Raw genomic sequence first — 18,094 nt, forward strand, 5'->3', positions numbered from 1 at the left:
GGTGATCCTGGGGAACCGCCTGCCCGTCCCCAGGTGCCGCTGCCCGTGGACAGATGCAGCGGAGGACCCGCGGAGGTGCATGGCGACGGGGCCCGGCACGCGCGTCCGGCTGGCCGGCGCACCCGCCCGGGGACGCGGAAAGGGGAGGAGGAGCGCCCCGAACGCGCTCCTCCTCCCCTCGTCTGGGGCGGCCCCGTGGGCCGGTCCGCGACTACTTCGCGGGCGTGGCCTTCACCAGGAACTCCACGGTGCCCTTGTCCTGGACGCTCACGAAGCCGAGGCTGGGGGCCTCGACGCCGTAGTCGGCGAAGGTGACGGGGATGGATCCGCTGACCTGCACGCCGTCGGCGGTGAGCGCGGCCTGCAGCGGCACGGTGACGGTCTGCTTCACGCCGTGCATGGTGAGCTCGCCGGTCGCCTCGACGGTCGCGACCTTGCCGCTCGCGGGCACGGCCGCGTCGACCGGCTGCGTGAGCGTGAAGGTCGCGTCGGGGTACTTCGAGACCTCCATGGCGGTGCTGTGGAAGTAGTCGTCGCGGGCCGCCTGGTCGGTGGCGACGGAGCCGACGTCGACCGTGACGGTCGCGTCCTTCAGCGTGGAGCCGTCCACCGTGATGGTGCCGGACACCTTCTCGGTCTTGCCGACGACGGTGACGTCGGTGCCGTTGAGCACCTCGGCGACGCGGTAGCCGGCGGTGCTGCCGGCGCCGATCTTCCAGTCGCCCGACAGGTTGCTCGTGTCGAGCGACGAGTCGGCCGGGGCGGCCGAGACGGACGGGGCGGCGGCGGGTGCGCCGACGATCACGTCGCGGTAGAACGCCGGGCCGAACGCGGCGGCGCTGACACCGAGCACGACGACGACGGCTGCGCTCGTGCCGAGGATGATCTTGGTCTTCTTCTGCATGGGGTTCTCCTGATCCGGGTGGTGCGTCTTCGTCCGCCGCGGGATGTTGCGCCGACATGGAGGACGACGGGCCAGCTCCGGATAACGTTCACGCGCTCAGGGGTCTGCCAGGTTCGCGGCTGCGGATGCGGGGAACCCCGCGTCGGGGAGGGCGACGTCGTGTTCGTGACCGGCGCCGCGGGCGGGGTCGGCTCCCTCGCCGGGCAGATCGTGCGAGCCCGCGGGGCGAGCACGGTGATCGGATCCGCGGGCTCGGCCGCCAAGGCCGCCCGGCTCGTCGACGAGCTCGGCTTCGAGGCGGCCATGCAGGCTGCCGCCCCGGGCGCGGCTCGTGCTGTGCGGCCCGCTGGCCGGACAGGTCGGAGGCGGTCAGGGCGGCACGCCGCGGCTCGCCGTGATGACGGCCTTCGTGAAGCAGCTGGATCCGCCCGTTCTCGACGCACCACACCGCCGAGCAGATCCGGGCGTGGGACGAGAGCTACGCGCGCTGGCTGTGGGAGGGGCGGATCGTGTTCCCGCACACGATCGTCGAGGGCGGGCTGGCGGCGGCACCCGCGGCGTTCGACGACCTCCTCCGCGGGGACTCCCGCGGGAACGTGATCGTGCGGATGTGACGCGGCCCGCCAGGGGTCGACGGGGGCACGCGCGGGTCGATCCACGATCCGCCTGAGATGATTCCCGCACCGCGGTGAACCTTTCGGCCGTCCGTCTCGTCGTGGGAGGAGGAGGTACGGATGACCACGGAGAGCACGGCACGCATGAGGGCGCTGCACGACGCGCACGCCCCCGCGCTCCAGCGCTACGCGCTGCGGCTCACGGGGGACGCGGCGCTCGCCGAGGACGTGGTGCAGGAGGCCCTGCTGCGCGCCTGGCGCTCGCCCGCGATCCTCGCCGAGGAGGACGAGTCGGCCCGCCGCTGGCTCTTCACCGTCGTGCGGAACCTCGTGATCGACGACCGCCGCAGCGCCTGGCGCGGACGCGAGACGCCGACCGACGTGCTGCCGGAGGATCCCGTCGCGGACGCCTCGGACGCCATCATCGACCGCCTGCTCGTCGCCGAGGCGCTCGCGTCGCTCTCCGCGGAGCACCGCCGTGCGGTCGTCAGCTGCTACCACCTCGGACGGACGGTGGCGGAGACGGCGGAACGCGAGGGCGTGCCGCCCGGCACGATCAAGTCCCGCCTCCACTACGCGCTCAAGGCGCTCCGTCTCGCCCTGCAAGAACGAGGAGTCACCCGATGAACGACCGCGCCGACGACATCCACGAGTGGGATGCCGCGTACGTGCTCGGCAGCCTCAGCGCCACCGACCGCGCGCAGTTCGAGGCCCACCTCACGCGCTGCGACGCGTGCACCCGCTCCCTCGCCGACCTGGCCGGGCTGCCCGGCGTGCTGCGCATGCTGCCCGTCGAGGACGCGCTCGCGCTGCTCGACGAGCCGGATCCGGTGGCCGACGCCGCCGACGCCGCCCGTGACGCCGCGCCGTCCGCCGCTGCCGCCGGCTCCACGGCGGCGGGCCCCGCGCCCGTGGTGCCCCTGCCGTCCACCGCGGCGTCCGCGTCGCACCACGTGCCCCGCGGTCGGCGCCCGAGCAGTGGACGGCGGCTCCCCGGATCCCTGTCCCGCCCCGCCCGGCTCACCCGCCGCACGGGAGGCTGGCTTCTCGCCGCGGCCGCCGTCGTGCTCCTCGTGGGCGGTGCGGGCCTCGGCTCCGCGCTCCGTGCCGGCGTGAGCGCGCCCCTCGCGGATCCGACCCCGGTCGCCTCCTCGCCCTCCGGCGACCTCTCCGCGGGCCTGCCCCAAGACGCCGTGAGCATGCGCTCCGACCTCGACGTCGGGGTCACCGCGCAGCTCGCCGTCACCGCCAAGCCCTACGGCACGCGCTTCGACTGGAGCTGCGCCTACGCGGGCGGCGGCGTCGGTCAGGGCTCCTACGACCTCGTCGCCATCGACGACGCCGGCTCCCGCACGGTCGTCGCCACCTGGGGCGCGGGCCAGACGGAGTCGCGGCTGCTCGCGGCCACCTCCAGCCTCCCGATGGACCGGATCCGCTCCGTGCAGATCACGCCCTCCGACTCCGACGTGGTGCTGGCGAGCCGCGACCTCTGATCCACGGCGCCCACCCCTGGCGCGCCGCCGTCGCGGGGCCGTACCCTGGCGTCCCACACCCGAGGAAAATCGAGCGCACGAGGACCCGATGAGCGACCCGGCACCGCACGCCGACCTGCCCGACGCGCCCGCCCTGAGCGCGGCCGACCAGGCCGTCGTCGCCGCGCGCTGGCGGCGCAACGCGACCCTCTTCCTCAGCGGCCAGACCGTCTCGCTGTTCGGCTCGATGCTCGTCCAATACGCGGTCATGTGGTACGTCACCTTCGAGACCCGCTCGGGCCTCGCGGTCGCGCTCTACGCGGTCTGCGCGTTCCTGCCGCAGGGCATCGTCTCGATCTTCGGCGGCACGCTCGCCGACCGGATGAACCGGCGCGTGCTCGTGATCGTCTCCGACAGCAGCATCGCCGTGGTCACGCTCGCGCTCGCGCTGCTGATGATGAACGGCGTCACCGACCTCTGGATCATCCTGCTCGCGGTGGCCGTGCGCTCCGTCGGCGCCGGGTTCCAGACGCCCGCGGTGCAGGCGATGATCCCGCAGATCGTGCCGCCCGAGCAGCTCCTGCGGGTCAACGGCATCTTCGGCACCATCCAGTCGGCCATGGCGCTGCTGGCACCGGCCGCCGCGGGCGCGATCTTCGCCGCCTACGGGCTCGTGCCGCTCTTCTTCGTCGACGCGATCACGGCCGCCATCGGCATCGCCTTCCTGCTGTCCGTGGCCGTGCCGACGCTCGCCTCCATCGCCGACAAGACGTCGAGCTACCGCGAGGACCTCGTCGAGGGGATCCGCTACATCGGCGGCAACCCGGTCGTCCGCTGGCTGCTCGTGGTCTTCGCGATCATCTTCCTGCTCACCGTGGCGCCGTCGTTCATCACGCCGCTGCTCGTGGCCCGCACCTACGGCACCGAGGTGTGGATGGTGACCGTGCTCGAGGTCGCGTTCAGCGTCGGCATGCTCGGCGGCGGCGCGCTCGTGTCGACGGTGTTCGCGAAGTCCGACCGCATGACCCTGATCCTGGTGAGCTGCTTCGGCTTCGCGATCTTCACCGCGGGCCTCGGCCTCAGCCCGAACCTCTGGGTGTTCTACGGCTTCATGTTCGCGATCGGCCTCTTCGTGCCGCTGTTCTCGGCGCCGTTCATGACGCTCGTGCAGGAGACCGTGGCGCCCGAGATGCACGGCCGCGTCTTCAGCTACGTCGGCATCGTCATGGCGCTCGCGACCCCGATCGGCGCGGTCGCGTTCGGCCCGCTCGCCGACGTCTTCAGCGTGCAGGAGCTCCTCGTCGCCGCGGGGATCATCACGGTCGTGGTGATCTCGGTGGCCATCTCCCTGCCGTCGGGCCGCGCGGCGATCCGCCTGGCCCGCGCGAAGAAGGCGGAGGCGGACGCGGGGGACGCCTCGGCTCACGAAGCCTCGACCACTACGGTGGAGCCTCCCCGTACGACCCCGGCTGCCTAGCAATTCCCCAGCGTTGACTCGCAGCTAGGCGGGCCGCGGTGCCGCGTCGCGCCATGGATGTCGTTCTGCGAGAGGCGAGCCGCATCCACGGGCCGAGGCCGATGAGGGGCGCAGCCATCGCGACAATAGCTGCGCCCCCTGGCCATCGAGTGGGGAGAGTCGAGACCACCCCCAGATCGTGTCGAGGTCAGTCAGGCATCCGCCCGTATGCGATCACTGCGTACCGGAGAGCGCAAGCGCATAGCTGACGGGCTCACGTGCGTCACCGGCGTCGCTCGTCAGAACGGTGCCTTCTGCGCCGAAGGTGGTGATTTGATCTTCTCCGCGGTCGTCGGCTCTGGTGTCTACGAACAGGTCGTGGCCTACGTTGCGCAGGCCATCGACGGACGCGACTTCTGCCTCGTGGGCGTCATCCGTGAGAACGAATTGATGAGTCTCAACGGCGCCATCTGCTTTCGGGATGCTGTTTCGGACGGAGATCGCGCGCTGAGAGAAGCTGCTGTTCGACGCCCGGGCGGATGTGACGTAGTCGTCCTCGGATTGGCCGGAGGTGAACAGGAAGGTGTCGGTCGCGTTCGACGCCTTCCAGAGCTGCACACCCTCATGCTGACCGATGGGGACCAGGTCATCCTTCGAGAATCCGTACGTGGAGGCAACATGGGCTAAGGCAGAAGTCGGGACGGCAGGGCCTTCTACATGGTCCTCGATGGCTGTGGAATCGGTATCCGCATCACTGCGGATCCGACCGACATCCAAGGCCGTGGCCCTTGCGTTGAGGCTGGCAGTTTCGCCTGGCGACTTCCACCTGAAAGCACCCTTTCGGTAGTTCCGGGTGTCGTAGATCGTGGCCTCATAGCTCCAAGCGTTCGTAGTGGCTGTACCGAGCCAGACCTGTATGTTGGCCAACCCGGTTATCGTCTGCTCGGTGAATCCGGCCGTGATCCCGGTGCGGCTCTGATAAACCGTCCCTTCTGTGTATGTTGTGTCAGGAGCCGCGCTTCCGTCGAAGAAAGTTGCGGTCGCTGCTTGCGCTGGCGTCGCGACGGTCATCGCCAATGCGGCAGCAGATATAAATGATGCTATCGCGATTCGATTTCTGTTCATCAGATGGTCCCTTTCGTCGGTGGCTCTTCTGGCTGTGAGCTTCGAGGTCCAACTCGCCGAAACCATCACATATCCGAAGCGTGTCCCAGTAACAAATCGAAACACGTCGCCGTGACCACATCTCCGCTGCGACTCAGGGGCAAGATGGAGGCCCGCGATGTGCAGACAATATCCTCGTGGTAGGAAATGACGGGGTGTCGCGTGCGTTGTATCTACACGTGCGGAATTAGGCAGAGGAGTCAGGAGCGATGAGTTGATGGGATTCAATGGACGGCTCTCGGCCGCCCTAGCGGAAGCGCAGGCGCGGCGTCAGCGAGCCGAGAGTGGCCGGGCTTCCGATGACAGCAGGGGTGATCGACCGGATGCCTTCGATGGGCACGCGACCCCGCTGCCGCCGTATGAGAAGGCTGCTGGTAGAAGGCGCTGGTGGCAGAGACGACCGTGAGCGGTCTCCAGCGATGAAGCCGCGATCCGCCTCAAGCCATGCCGAGGCGATGGCGGCGTTCGGGCTCCGCGACGGGCGCGGATCCGCCGATCCCGACGCCTAGCGTTCCCCGGCGCCCGTCGACCGCTCCCCGAGCTCGTCCGCGTACGCCGCCACCGCGCGCCCGTACTCGGGCAGCGTCGGCGCGAGCCGCCGCAGTGCCACGGCCAGCGCCTCCGTCGGACGGCCCGCGTCGTGCAGCGCGAGCGCGAGGAACGCGTCGCGGCCCGGCGCGTGGTCGTCGTCGGGCAGGGCCTCGAGCAGCGCGATCGCCTCGGCGGGCTCGCCCACGTTGCGCAGGGAGCTCGCCAGCTGGATCACGGCGAACGGCAGGTGCGCCGCATCCAGCCCGCCGGCGATCGCCGCACGGTACAGCGGCACGGCCTCCGCCTCGCGGCCCACGAGGTCGTGTGCGCTGGCCAGCTCGTAGAGCGCGCGCGGATCGTCGGCCGGCCGCTCCGCGACCAGGGCCCGCATCCCGGCGACGGTCTCGTCCGCGCGCTCGTCGTCGGCCGTCGCCCAGAAGGCGGCGACCTGGGCGTCCCAGTCGTCGTGGTCCATGCGCCCAGCCTGGCAGGGCGACCGCCGGTCACCTGCGCCGCGGCGGCGGGGGCGCCGTGGTGGCGCGGCGCACGAGGCGGGTGGGCAGCTGGATCCGCATGGCGTCCGGCTCCTGCCCGGCCATGAGCGACATGAGCAGGTCCACCGCGGTGGTGCCGAGGCGCTGCATCGGCTGGCGGATCGTGGTGAGCGACGGCGTCATCTGGGACGCCTCCGGGATGTCGTCGAAGCCGATCACGGACAGGTCCTCGGGCACGCGGATCCCGAGCTCCGCCGCCACCTGCAGGATCCCGATGCCGGAGAGGTCGTTGGCGGCGAAGATCGCGGTGGGCCGGTCGGGCAGCGACAGCAGCGCGCGCGCCGGCTCGCGGGCGGCCGCCGTGAGGAAGAGGCCCGCGCGCACGAGCGCCGGGTCGAACGCGATGCCCGCATCCTGCAGCGCGCGCCGGTAGCCGGCCTCGCGGAGGCTGGCCGAGCGGAGGTCGGGGCGGCCCGCGAGGAACCCGATCCGCCGGTGCCCGAGCTCGAGCAGGTGCCGCGTGGCCTGGAGCGCGCCGCCGAGGCTGTCGGACTCGACGGTCGGGAGGTCGGCGGGCCCGGTGTGCGGGTCGATGGAGACGACGGGGATCTCGGTCGACGCCGTCACCACCGTGGGCGTGACCATGATCGCGCCGTCGATGAGGGTGCCGCTCAACCGGCTGAGCGACCGGCGCTCCCAGCCCGTGTTGTCCACCTGCCGGGAGCCGCTGTAGGCGAGGAGGTCGTAGCGCGACTCCCGGAGGGCCGCGCCGACGCCCTTCAGGATCTCGGCGCTGAACGGCTCGAAGCCGGCCACGAGCACGCCGATCACGCCGGTGCGGTGGGAGCGCATGCTGCTCGCGACGAGGCTCGACTCGTAGCCGAGGCGCTCGACGACCTCCATCACGCGGCGGGAGGTCTCGGCCGAGATGCCATACCGCCCGTTCACGGCCTTGGAGACGGTGGACACCGAGACGCCGGCAGCAGCGGCGACGTCGTGGATGGTGACGCGGCGGGTCATGGCTGGACACTACGCCCGCCGAAAAGGATTTCGAAAACGTTTGACGGACATCCGCGCACGACCGAGACTTGCCGCACCGGCCCCCGTCACGACGGAGCGACGACGCGATGACGCGACAGCGGGCCCGGCAGAGCCGCACCACCACAGCACCAGGCGCGCGGCTCGTGCACGTCACCCCCGACACCCGCCAGGGTGCGCTCAATGAAGAGACAGGTAGAACGACATGAAGGCACGGAAGATCCTCACGGGATCCGCGGCCCTGCTCGTGGGGGCCCTCGCCCTCACCGGCTGCAGCGGCAGCGGCTCCAGCGGCGACGACGGCGGTCCCGTCGAGATGACGCTCTGGCAGAACTCCACCACCGGACCCGGCAAGGCGTTCTGGGAGAAGACCACGGCCGACTTCAACGCCGCCCACCCCGGCGTCACGGTCACGTCCACGTCGATCCAGAACGAGGACCTCGACGGCAAGCTCCAGACGGCGCTCAACTCGGGCGACGCTCCCGACATCTTCCTGCAGCGCGGTGGCGGCAAGCTCGCCGCCATGGTCGCCGCGGGTCAGATCATGGACATCACGGGCGGCATCTCCTCCGAGGCGAAGGCCGACATCTCGAAGGGCTCCTTCGACGCGAACACGCTCGACGGCAAGACCTACGCGATGCCCGTCGCCGTGCTCCCCAGCGGCATCTTCTACAGCCAGGACCTCTTCACCGCCGCGGGCATCACCGAGACGCCGAAGACGATGGACGAGCTCGACGCCACCGTCGACAAGCTGAAGGCCTCGGGCGTCGCGCCCATCGCCCTCGGCGGCAAGGACGCCTGGCCCGCCGCGCACTGGTACTTCAACTTCGCGCTCCGCGAGTGCAGCTCCGACACGCTCGAGAAGGCCGCGAAGGACAAGGACTTCAGCGACGACTGCTGGGTCAAGGCCGGCGAGGACCTCAAGGACCTCACGGGCACGGACCCCTTCAACGAGGGCTTCCTCACCACCGCGGCGCAGCAGGGCGCCGGCAGCTCGGCCGGCCTCATCGCCAACCACCAGGCAGGCATGGAGCTCATGGGCGCCTGGGACCCGGGAGTCATCGCGGGCCTGACCCCCGACCAGAAGCCGCTGGCCGACCTCTCCTGGTTCCCCTTCCCCGAGATCTCCGGCGGCAAGGGCGAGGCCGGATCCATCATGGGCGGCATCGACGGCTACTCCTGCTCCGCGCAGGCGCCGAAGGAGTGCGTCGACTTCCTCAACTACATCGCGACCCCCGAGGTGCAGGAGGAGTACTACAAGAACTTCAACGCCCCGCCCGTGAACACCAAGGCGCAGGCCGCCGTCACCGAGCCGTACCTGCAGGAGATCCTGAAGGCGTACAACGACGCGCCCTACGTGTCCCAGTGGCTCGACACGGTCTACGGCCTGAACGTCGGCAACGCGATGAACGTCGGCGTGGTCGACCTCATGGCCGGCGACGGCAGCCCGGAGAAGCTCATCCAGACCGTCGGCGACGCGGCCAAGAAGGCCTAGGCGCACCGACATGGCCATCCGCGAGAGCTCGCTCGACGAGCAGCGTCCCGCGGCTGATCCTGCACACCCCGAGGGCGGCGTCGCGACGACGCCGCCCTCGGCGGTGCGGGGTCGACGCCGCGGCCTGGGCTGGTCCGGGCGCCTCGAGGTCCTGATCCTCGTGGGCCCGGCCCTCCTCTTCTTCGTGGGCTTCGTCATCTACCCCGTGGTGATGGCGGCCTACTACGGCTTCTTCAGCTGGCAGGGCTTCGGCCCGCCCACGATCTTCGTGGGCTTCCGGAACTACATCACGATCCTCCAGGACCCCACGTTCCACGAGGCCCTGATGCACAACGCGGTGATCGTGGTGCTGTCGCTCGTGCTGCAGGGCCCCGTCGCGATCCTCGTGGCGCTCCTGCTCAACAGGAAGCTGCGCGGCCAGTCGATCATCCGCGTGCTGATCTTCGTGCCGTACGTGATCTCCGAGGTCGTCGTCGGCACCGGCTGGAGCCTCATGCTCCAGGGCTCCGGCGCGCTCAACGGCTTCCTCGCGAACATCGGCCTGGCGGACCTCCAGCAGGACTGGCTGGCGAACCCCGACATCGCGATCTGGTCGCTCATGACGATCATCACGTGGAAGTACATCGGCTTCGCGGTGATCCTCTTCCTCGCCGGCCTCCAGGGCATCCCGGAGGAGCTGAGCGAGGCGGCCGCCATCGACGGCGCCTCCTACTGGCAGATCCAGCGGCGCATCACGCTGCCGCTGCTCGCGCCGACGCTGCGCATCTGGGCGTTCCTGTCGATCATCGGCTCGCTGCAGCTGTTCGACCTCGTCTACATCATCTGGGGCCAGTACATCTCGGCCACCGCGGGCACCTCGACCATGGCCACGTACCTCGTGGCGAACGGACGCGGATCCGGCAACTACGGGTACGGCAACGCCGTCGCCGTGGTGCTGTTCCTCATCTCCCTGGTCGTCGCGCTCGTCTACCAGCGGTTCGTGCTCAACCGCGACACCGCCGGCGCCCTCACGGGCGCAGGAAGGAAGGCGAGGAAGTGACCGTCGCCACCGCCGCTCCGCGCAACGCGGACCTGGATCCCACCTACTCGGCCAAGACGCCGAAGCCCAAGCGGGCGCGCACACCCGGGCAGGGCGGCAACCCCATCCCGTACCTGGTCGCGGTCGTGCTCATCGCCCTGATGCTGACGCCGGTGGCGTACATCATCCTCGGCGGGTTCCGCACGAACGCGCAGATCACGACCGACCCGGCGGGGTTCCCGTCGCCGTTCCAGATCCAGAACTACCTCGACGTCCTCTCGGGCTCGATGTTCTGGCGGCAGGTGGGCAACTCGCTCATCGCGGCCGTGGGCACCACGGTCGGCGCGGTCGTGCTCGGCCTCATGGCGAGCTACGTGCTGGCGCGGTACACGTTCTTCGGCCGGGGGGCGCTCTACGCGATCTTCGCGTCGGGGCTCATGTTCCCCATCACGGTGGCCATCACGCCGCTGTACATCGTGATCCGCTCGCTCGGGCTCACGAACTCGCTGCCGGGGATCATCCTCCCGCAGATCGCGTTCGCGCTCCCGACGACGATCATCATCCTGGTGCCGTTCCTCAGGGCCATCCCGGACGAGATCCAGGAGGCCGCGTTCATCGACGGGTGCAGCCGCCTCGGGTTCTTCTTCCGCATGGTCGTGCGGCTGTCGATGCCGGGCGTGATCACGGTCGGCATCCTCGCGTTCATCGGCAGCTGGAACAGCTACCTGCTGCCGCTGTTCATCCTCAGCGACGCGTCGGCGTACACGCTGCCGCTCGGCGTGCAGTCGTTCTCGTCGCAGTACTCGGTCGACACGGCCAAGGTGCTGGCGTTCACGTCGCTGTCGATGATCCCCGCGCTCATCTTCTTCTCCATCTTCGAGCGCCGCATCGTCGGCGGCCTCACCGGCGCGGTGAAGGGGTGACCGGGGCGGAGGCCCCGGCACCCGGCGCCGTCGCGCTGCCCGAGGTGTCGGAGCGGGTGCGCGCGCTGCACGCGCGCATGACCCTCGAGGAGAAGCTCGCGCAGATCGTCGGCTACTGGGTCGACCAGGGCGGCGAGGTCGTCGCGCCCATGCAGGGCGAGATGGCCACGACCGGCCGCTACGAGGAGGCGACCGAGCACGGCCTCGGGCACCTCACCCGCGTGTACGGCACGCGTCCGGTGGATCCCGTCGAGCGCGCGTCGTGGCTGTGGGCCGAGCAGAGGCGGCTCCAGACGGAGACGCGGCTCGGCATCCCGGCGCTCGTGCACGAGGAGTGCCTCACCGGGCTCGCCGCGTGGCAGGCCGCGACGTTCCCCACGCCGCTCGCGTGGGGCGCGTCCTTCGACCCCGGTCTCGTGGAGGAGATGGCCGCGCTCATCGGCGGGTCGATGCGGGAGCTCGGCGTGCACCAGGGCCTCGCGCCCGTGCTCGACGTGATCCGCGACGCCCGCTGGGGCCGCGTCGACGAGTGCATCGCCGAGGACCCCTACGTGGTCGGCACCATCGGCACGGCGTACGTGAAGGGGCTGCAGTCGGCCGGGATCCACGCCACGCTCAAGCACTTCGTCGGCTACTCGGTCTCGCAGTCGGGACGCAACCACGCGCCCGCCCACGTGGGCCCGCGCTTCGTGGAGGACGTGCTGCTGCCGCCCTTCGAGATGGCGGTGCTCGACGGCGGCGTGCGCTCGGTGATGAACTCGTACGCGGAGATCGACGGCGCGCCCGTCGGCGCCACGACGGAGTACCTCACCGACGTGCTCCGCGGCCGCTGGGGCTTCGACGGCGTCGTGGTCTCCGACTACTTCTCGGTCGCGTTCCTCCAGGTGATGCACGCCGTCGCGGGCGATCGCGGCGAGGCGGCGGCGCTGGCCCTCGAGGCCGGCATCGACGTGGAGCTGCCCACGGGCGACGCGTACCTCGCGCCGCTGGCGGAGCGGATCCGCGCCGGGCTCGCCGACGAGTCGCTCGTCGACCGCGCGGTGCTCCGCGTGCTCGACGAGAAGGAGGAGCTGGGGCTGCTCGACGCGACGTTCGAGGATCCGCCCACGAGCATCGACCTCGACACCCCGGCGCACCGGGACGTCGCGCGCCGGCTCGCTGAGGAGTCCGTGGTGCTGCTCGCGAACGACGGCACGCTGCCGCTCGCGTCGGGCGACCGCACGGCGCCCGGACGGATCGCGCTCATCGGCCCCAACGCCGACAGCGCCGAGGCGCTCATGGGCTGCTACTCGTTCGCGAACCACGTGCTCGCGCACCACCCGGGCACGCCGCTCGGGTTCGCCATCCCGACCGTGGCCGAGGCGCTCCGCGCGGAGCTGCCCGACGCGGAGGTCGTGCTCGCGCACGGCGCCGACGTCGAGGGCGACGACCGCTCCGGCTTCGACGCCGCGGTCGAGGCCGCGCGCGGATCCGACCTCGCGGTCGTGGTCGTCGGCGACCGGGCGGGCCTCTTCGGCCGCGGCACGGTCGGCGAGGGCAACGACGTCGAGAGCCTCGAGCTGCCCGGCGTGCAGCGCGAGCTGGTCGAGGCCGTGCGCGCCACCGGGACCCCCGTGGTCGTGGTGCTGCTCACCGGCCGGCCGTACGCGGTGGCGTGGGCGCTCGAGGGCGAGTCGGCTCCGGCTGCCGTGCTCCAGGCGTTCTTCCCGGGCGAGGAGGGCGGATCCGCGATCGCGGGCGTCCTCTCCGGCCGGGTGTCGCCGTCGGGCCGCCTGCCCGTGTCGCTCCCGCGGTCCGCGGGCGCGCAGCCGTTCTCGTACCTGCACCCGATCCTCGGGGGCCCGAGCGAGGTGACGAGCGCGGATCCCACGCCCGTCCTCCCGTTCGGGCACGGGCTGTCGTACACGACGTTCTCGCGCAGCGACCTGTCCGTGGCGTCGGCCGAGGTCGCCGCGGGGGAGGCGTTCACCGCGACCGTCGTGGTGCGCAACACGGGCGACCGCGACGGCACCGACGTGGTGCAGCTCTACGCGCGCGACGTGCAGGGCAGCGTCACGCGGCCCGTCGCGCAGCTGCTCGGCTACCTGCGGCTGGATCTCGCGGCCGGCGAGTCCGCGGAGGTCACGTTCCGGGTGCCCACCACCCGCCTCGCGCTCACCGACCTCAGGTACCGCCGCGTGGTCGAGCCGGGCGCGGTCGAGTTGTGGGTCGGGCCGTCGAGCGCGGTGAAGGAGACGGAAGGCGAGATCCAGATCACCGGATCCACGTATCACGTCACCATCGCGGACGAGCGGTACGTGGGCACGTCGGTGGCGCCGGTCGGTGCGTCCGCCGGCTCGTCGACCGTGCCGGAGCGGGTGCTCGAGCCGAGCTGATCCCGATCCCGTCCGCACCGGAGCCCCGGACGCCGCGCCCTCGACGCGCGGCGGCCGGGGCTCCGTCGTGCGGCGGCGTCGAGCCGGCGGCCTGCGGCCTGCGGCCCGAAGCCGGCGGCGGATCAGGCCCCCGCCACCTCCACCGGCGCCGTCGTCAGCGCCTGCAGGCCCGTGACGCGCAGCAGGTCGAGCCGCGCCTCGTCCGTGCTGCCGGGCTCCGCCGTGTAGACGACGATGCGGAGGTCGCTGCCCGGCACCGAGAGGGTGTCGCAGTCGATCGTGATGGGGCCGACCGGCGTGCTCGTCACGGTCTTGCGGCTCGACCGGTGCTCGGCGACGCGCGCCTCGCTCCAGCGGCGTTCGAACTCCGGGACCTCGGCGCGCAGGCGGGCGACGAGCCGGGCGAGCGCGCGATCCGCGGGGTAGCGTCCGACGGCCGTGCGCAGGTCGGCCGCGAGGTCGCGCGCGAATTCCTCCTCGTGCACGGCGTCGAAGTCGGTGCCTCCGTGGCCCTGGGTGAAGTAGGTCCAGACGAGGTTGCGGTCCCAGCCGGTGCGCGTCGACGGGTCGCCGTTGAGCGCCGCCCACAGCGGGTTCCAGAGCAGCAGGTCGTGCGTCGCCGTGAACACCGCGAGGGGCACGTCGCCGAGCCGGTCGACGATGCGGTGCACGCCCGGCGTGATGTGCCGCGGGACCTCGTCGCGGCCGGGCGGGGCGACGCCCGCGACCCGGTGGAGGTGGTCGCGCTCGTCCTCGGTGAGCCGGAGGGCGCGGGCGAGCGCGCCCAGCATCTGCGGCGACGGGTTCACCGACCGGCCCTGCTCGAGCCGCACGACGTAGTCGACGCTGACGCCCGCGAGCGCGGCGAGCTCCTCGCGGCGGAGGCCCGCGGTGCGGCGGTGGGATCCCGCGGGCAGGCCCACGTCCGCGGGCTGCACGCGCTCGCGCCAGGAGCGGAGGACGCTCGCGAATTCGGTCATGCTGCCATCCTCCGCGCTGGCGGGCGGATCAGCCTGGTACCGCCGGTCCTCCCGTCGACCGGTGCCTGGGCGGCGCGGACGCGGAGGCGCAGGCTCGGGACATGACCACGACACTGATCACCGGATCCAACCGGGGCCTCGGCCTCGAGACCGCCCGCCGCCTCGTCGAGGCCGGCCACACCGTGCACGCCGGCATGCGCGACACCGCCGACGGCGATGCCGCCCGCGCCGTCGGCGCCCACCCCGTGCAGCTCGACGTCGACGACCAGGCGAGCGTCGAGCGCGCCATCGCGTCGCTGCCGACGCTCGACGTGCTCGTCAACAACGCCGGGATCCTCGGCACGACCCAGGGCGTCGACGACCTGACCCCCGAGGCGATGCTGGCGGTGCTGCAGACGAACGTGGTCGCCGTGGTGCGCGTGACGCAGGCCGCGCTGCCGCTGCTGCGGGCATCCGCCGCCCCCGTGATCGTCAACGTCGCCTCGGGCGTGGGCTGGCCGCGCGCCCTCGCGGGAGACGGGACCGACGAGAGCCACGTGATGACCGTGCCCTACGCGACCTCGAAGGCCGCCCTCATCACCGCGACCGTGCAGTACGCCAAGAACCTGCCGGGGTTCCGGATCAACGCGACCGACCCCGGCTACACGGCGACCGACTTCAACGGCAACACCGGGCATCAGACGGTGACCGAGGGGACGGACGCGACCGTCGCGATGGCGCTCGTGGGACCCGACGGGCCGACGGGGGAGTTCCACAGCCGGCACGGGCGGATCGAGTACTGAGGCCGGGCGCGCGCTGGCAGGGTGGGGGCATGCCCGGCCACCACCTCCGCCCCTGGATCGCGTCCGACGCCGACGCGCTCCGCGACGCGTTCGTCACCACGCCGGATCTCGTGACCCAGCTCGGCGGCGCGGACCTGTCGACCATCGCGAGCGCCGAGGCGCACATCACGGGTCCGCTCGCTTTCGACGACGCGCACCGCGCCTGGGCGATCGTCGACGGGGGAGTCGCGGTCGGCAGCGTCGGCGTCTCCGCGATCGACCGCCGGCACGACACCGCGTGGCTGCACTACTGGCTGGCGGGATCCGGTCGGGGCTGCGGCCTCGCGACCCGGGCGCTCGCGGGCGCGGCCGCGTGGGCGTTCGCCGACGGCCTCTTCCGCCTCGAGCTCGGGCACCGGGTGAACAACCCGGCGTCGTGCCGGGTCGCGACGCGCGCCGGCTTCGGCGCCGAGGGGATCGAGCGCGCGAAGCTCCGGTACGGCGACGAGCGGTTCGACGTCGAGACGCACGCGCGGTTGGCGACGGATCCGGCGCCCGGCGTGATGCCGCTGGGCGTCGCGATGTGAGCGTCGGCAGCGTCCGACGCGGCCTCGCGAGACCGGCATGCTCCTTCGCCCTCCCGTGCCCCAGCGGGCGATCGTCCCAGGGGCGGGCCTCACGGGGGAGCGGTGGGGAGAGCTCCGGGAATGGCCCCCGTGCTCGATGCATGCAGCGCCATCGCTGACGAGATGATCCGATGACCGACACGCAGCCGGGCACGCCTGGAGACCTCCGCGGCCGCCGGCGCGCACAGCCCGCCCGGACGAGCGGCTCGATCGCCACGGCCACATTCGAGGACGCTTCCCGATGGACCCGGATCCGTCGCCCACGCTCGTCGCCGTATCCGCGTGGACCTCGTACGTGAACGGGTCTCCGAGCTACGCCCGGACCCGCATCAACGGGCGAGTCCTCGACCTGGACATGCCAGTAGCCGGCCTACCGGTGCGCCCGGGGGTCGGTCTCGACGCCGCGCACCAGGCGCGTGACGCCCTTCACCTTGTTCACCGGGTGGTCTCCTTCGTCGATCGAGTCGATGTAGGAGCATCCGGCCACGCTCGCCGCAAGTCTCGGAAAGCTCACTGACACCTGGAGCAAGCGATTAATACGAAGAGGCCATCATCAGGTGACGGCGCGGGGTAGTTCGTGTCGATATGCGTTGACTAAGAGCCTCATGGAGTAGTCTCATTCCGAGAATCTACTTGAGCTTGAGGGGGAGCATCACATGATGAGCAATGCAAATAAGTTATCCAAGAAGCGGCGCCCGCTGACGTCGGGGGAGAATGTCGCAATTGTGCTGTCCGGCGTAGTCGTTGCCGCTCTTGTCCTGGCGGTAGTTCAGCTCGAGGCACCTCTGTCTATTCTGATCGCAGTGATCAGTTTCACGGTCGTGTATTTCCTCGTCCGAATGATCATTCGCACCACGCGCAAATAGGTGACGACAATGAGGAGCCCGTGCCTTGCGGCACGGGCTCCTCATGTGTTTGTCGCCTAGTGATGTTGGCTAGGTCTACATGTCCTTCGTGGCGAGTGCACCCACTGCGGCGCCGGCGACACCGCACAGGTAGCCACCACCGCCTGCTAGGAGTACGCCGCCAGAGATGCCGGCCACGAAAGCGCCGCATGTGAGGGTGACGGTTCCGCCGATGAGCCCACCCACGGCGCCCTGCAGGAGCGCCTCCCCGGAGGTGTCAAGGCCGGTGGGGTCCAGGAGCATGATGGGGTTGCCCATCGCGTAGCCGTAGGGCTGGGATTCCGGCCCGGACGGGTCTGCCTGCGTGAAACGGCCGATCGTGGCGTCGTAGTAGCGGGCGCCGAGCTTGTACAGGTTCTCGCTCTCCATGTACCCGCCGATGTAGCGCAGCGAGTTCAGCTTGATGGGCGAGGCGTCGGTGACGCCGCGGATCTCACCGTAAGCGTACGGTCGACCACTGACGACGCCTTGACGGAACCAGCCCGAGCACGTCAGTGCCCGGGCTGGTCGCGCTTCCGCAGTCAGATCACTTGAGAGTGGTCTTCTTGCGCTTATTGCGAATGTACGTGATTATTCCTACCGTCACTGCTGCCAGTACGAATATTCCCACGTAGAACGTGATATCCATCTGTTCATCCTTCTGCTCTCTGATGTGGGCTGGTTACGAGATGAGCTGGTAGCCGACGCTGCCGATGTATCCGGCGATGGCGCCACCGACGAAGCCCGTGGCCGCACCAGCGGGGCAGGCGGCAAGCGTAGAAACACATCCGCCCACTGCGCCTCCGACGCCTGCGGTCAGACCGACCTTGCCGGCTTCCTCCCAGTCAACTTCGCCGAGCCCGGAGGGGTCGAGGGAGTTGACGGGATTTCCTGCTGCGTACGTGTACGGGTTGTTCTCCTGGCCGGACGGGTCGTACTGAGTGAACCGCCGGTAGTGGCGTCGTAATAGCGGGCGCCGAGCCTGTAAAGGTTCTCGTTCTCCATGCACTCGCCGTGGATCTCGTACGTGAACGGGTCTCCGAGCGCCGCGCGGACCCGCAGGACGTAGCCGAGCACGGGGTGGTCCTCGACCTGGACGCGCCAGTAGCCGGCCTCCAGGTGCGCCCATGGATGTGTCTCGACGCCGCGCACGAGGCGCGTGACGTCGCCCCTCACCTTGTTCACCGAGTGGTCTCCTTCGTCGATCGAGTCGATGTAGGAGCATCCGGCCACGCTCGCCGACGAGCCTTCGGGTACCTAGTGACATGCATGGAACGGCTGCAGCCCACGTGCCGAGGCACGTGGGCTGAACCCGATCTATGTCTTACAGCTTTGGATTTTTCCTTCGATGTTCCTTTA

16 protein-coding genes are annotated in these 18,094 nt (G+C 70.6%); 9 read left to right on the forward strand and 7 right to left on the reverse strand.

All coding sequences use genetic code 11. From position 1 onward, the window contains the following. Positions 1 to 211: 211 nt before the first annotated feature. On the reverse strand, positions 212 to 904 hold the full coding sequence (locus ACU4ZT_RS01175) for a YceI family protein (protein ID WP_270980777.1): 693 nt from the start codon (positions 902 to 904) through the stop codon (positions 212 to 214). Between the two features lie 734 nt (positions 905 to 1,638). On the opposite strand from ACU4ZT_RS01175, the gene ACU4ZT_RS01180 reads away from it, so the two are divergent. The 3 genes from ACU4ZT_RS01180 to ACU4ZT_RS01190 all read left to right on the forward strand — a co-directional run bounded on the left by ACU4ZT_RS01180 (position 1,639) and on the right by ACU4ZT_RS01190 (position 4,467). Continuing rightward, a complete protein-coding gene (locus ACU4ZT_RS01180) occupies positions 1,639 to 2,145 on the forward strand; it encodes a sigma-70 family RNA polymerase sigma factor (protein ID WP_063072273.1) in 507 nt (168 codons plus the stop codon). After that, positions 2,142 to 3,011 carry an anti-sigma factor family protein gene (locus ACU4ZT_RS01185; RefSeq protein WP_063072272.1) on the forward strand — a complete coding sequence of 290 codons (870 nt, stop codon included), beginning with the start codon at positions 2,142 to 2,144 and terminating at the stop codon, positions 3,009 to 3,011. The genes ACU4ZT_RS01180 and ACU4ZT_RS01185 overlap by 4 nt, the downstream gene beginning before the upstream one ends. An 88-nt stretch (positions 3,012 to 3,099) precedes the next feature. Continuing rightward, complete coding sequence (locus tag ACU4ZT_RS01190; protein ID WP_063072271.1) at positions 3,100 to 4,467, forward strand: MFS transporter; 1,368 nt, start codon at positions 3,100 to 3,102, stop codon at positions 4,465 to 4,467. A gap of 213 nt (positions 4,468 to 4,680) precedes the next feature. On the opposite strand, the gene ACU4ZT_RS01195 is transcribed toward ACU4ZT_RS01190, so the two are convergent. From ACU4ZT_RS01195 to ACU4ZT_RS01205, 3 genes are all read right to left on the reverse strand, one after another. Continuing rightward, on the reverse strand, positions 4,681 to 5,517 hold the full coding sequence (locus ACU4ZT_RS01195) for a hypothetical protein (protein WP_131798135.1): 837 nt from the start codon (positions 5,515 to 5,517) through the stop codon (positions 4,681 to 4,683). A gap of 598 nt (positions 5,518 to 6,115) precedes the next feature. Next, a complete protein-coding gene (locus ACU4ZT_RS01200) occupies positions 6,116 to 6,616 on the reverse strand; it encodes a tetratricopeptide repeat protein (RefSeq protein WP_414748575.1) in 501 nt (166 codons plus the stop codon). 28 nt (positions 6,617 to 6,644) lie between these two features. Then, on the reverse strand, positions 6,645 to 7,655 hold the full coding sequence (locus ACU4ZT_RS01205) for a LacI family DNA-binding transcriptional regulator (RefSeq protein ID WP_063072268.1): 1,011 nt from the start codon (positions 7,653 to 7,655) through the stop codon (positions 6,645 to 6,647). 223 nt (positions 7,656 to 7,878) lie between these two features. On the opposite strand from ACU4ZT_RS01205, the gene ACU4ZT_RS01210 reads away from it, so the two are divergent. Genes ACU4ZT_RS01210 through ACU4ZT_RS01225 form a run of 4 tightly spaced genes read left to right on the forward strand, consistent with a single transcriptional unit; the run spans position 7,879 to position 13,484 of the window. Continuing rightward, the gene (locus ACU4ZT_RS01210; RefSeq protein WP_445337643.1) at positions 7,879 to 9,168 is read left to right on the forward strand and encodes an extracellular solute-binding protein; all 1,290 of its coding nucleotides are present in this window, start codon (positions 7,879 to 7,881) and stop codon (positions 9,166 to 9,168) included. A gap of 10 nt (positions 9,169 to 9,178) precedes the next feature. Continuing rightward, positions 9,179 to 10,207 (forward strand): carbohydrate ABC transporter permease, encoded by a 1,029-nt coding sequence (locus tag ACU4ZT_RS01215; RefSeq protein ID WP_445337644.1) that lies wholly within the window; start codon positions 9,179 to 9,181, stop codon positions 10,205 to 10,207. Beyond that, entirely contained in the window at positions 10,204 to 11,109 is a 906-nt protein-coding gene (locus ACU4ZT_RS01220) for a carbohydrate ABC transporter permease (protein ID WP_414748571.1), read from the forward strand. The genes ACU4ZT_RS01215 and ACU4ZT_RS01220 overlap by 4 nt, the downstream gene beginning before the upstream one ends. Next, complete coding sequence (locus tag ACU4ZT_RS01225; protein WP_445337645.1) at positions 11,106 to 13,484, forward strand: beta-xylosidase/alpha-l-arabinosidase; 2,379 nt, start codon at positions 11,106 to 11,108, stop codon at positions 13,482 to 13,484. The genes ACU4ZT_RS01220 and ACU4ZT_RS01225 overlap by 4 nt, the downstream gene beginning before the upstream one ends. 122 nt (positions 13,485 to 13,606) lie before the next feature. Here ACU4ZT_RS01225 and ACU4ZT_RS01230 read toward each other — a convergent pair whose 3' ends face one another. Then, on the reverse strand, positions 13,607 to 14,464 hold the full coding sequence (locus tag ACU4ZT_RS01230; protein ID WP_445337646.1) for a helix-turn-helix transcriptional regulator: 858 nt from the start codon (positions 14,462 to 14,464) through the stop codon (positions 13,607 to 13,609). A gap of 101 nt (positions 14,465 to 14,565) precedes the next feature. Here ACU4ZT_RS01230 and ACU4ZT_RS01235 point away from each other — a divergent pair, with 101 nt between their 5' ends. Both ACU4ZT_RS01235 and ACU4ZT_RS01240 read left to right on the forward strand, forming a co-directional pair. Further along, complete coding sequence (locus tag ACU4ZT_RS01235; RefSeq protein WP_445337647.1) at positions 14,566 to 15,246, forward strand: SDR family NAD(P)-dependent oxidoreductase; 681 nt, start codon at positions 14,566 to 14,568, stop codon at positions 15,244 to 15,246. Positions 15,247 to 15,275: 29 nt separating this feature from the next. Then, positions 15,276 to 15,812: a GNAT family N-acetyltransferase gene (locus tag ACU4ZT_RS01240; protein WP_445337648.1), complete on the forward strand. Its 537-nt coding sequence runs from the start codon at positions 15,276 to 15,278 to the stop codon at positions 15,810 to 15,812. Positions 15,813 to 16,792: 980 nt separating this feature from the next. Here ACU4ZT_RS01240 and ACU4ZT_RS01245 read toward each other — a convergent pair. Then, a complete protein-coding gene (locus ACU4ZT_RS01245; protein ID WP_445338683.1) occupies positions 16,793 to 17,311 on the reverse strand; it encodes an RHS repeat-associated core domain-containing protein in 519 nt (172 codons plus the stop codon). Positions 17,312 to 17,551: 240 nt separating this feature from the next. Then, on the reverse strand, positions 17,552 to 17,920 hold the full coding sequence (locus ACU4ZT_RS01250; protein WP_445337649.1) for a hypothetical protein: 369 nt from the start codon (positions 17,918 to 17,920) through the stop codon (positions 17,552 to 17,554). Between the last annotated feature and the right edge of the window lie 174 nt (positions 17,921 to 18,094).

The sequence above is a fragment of the Clavibacter davisi genome (genome assembly GCF_052751415.1).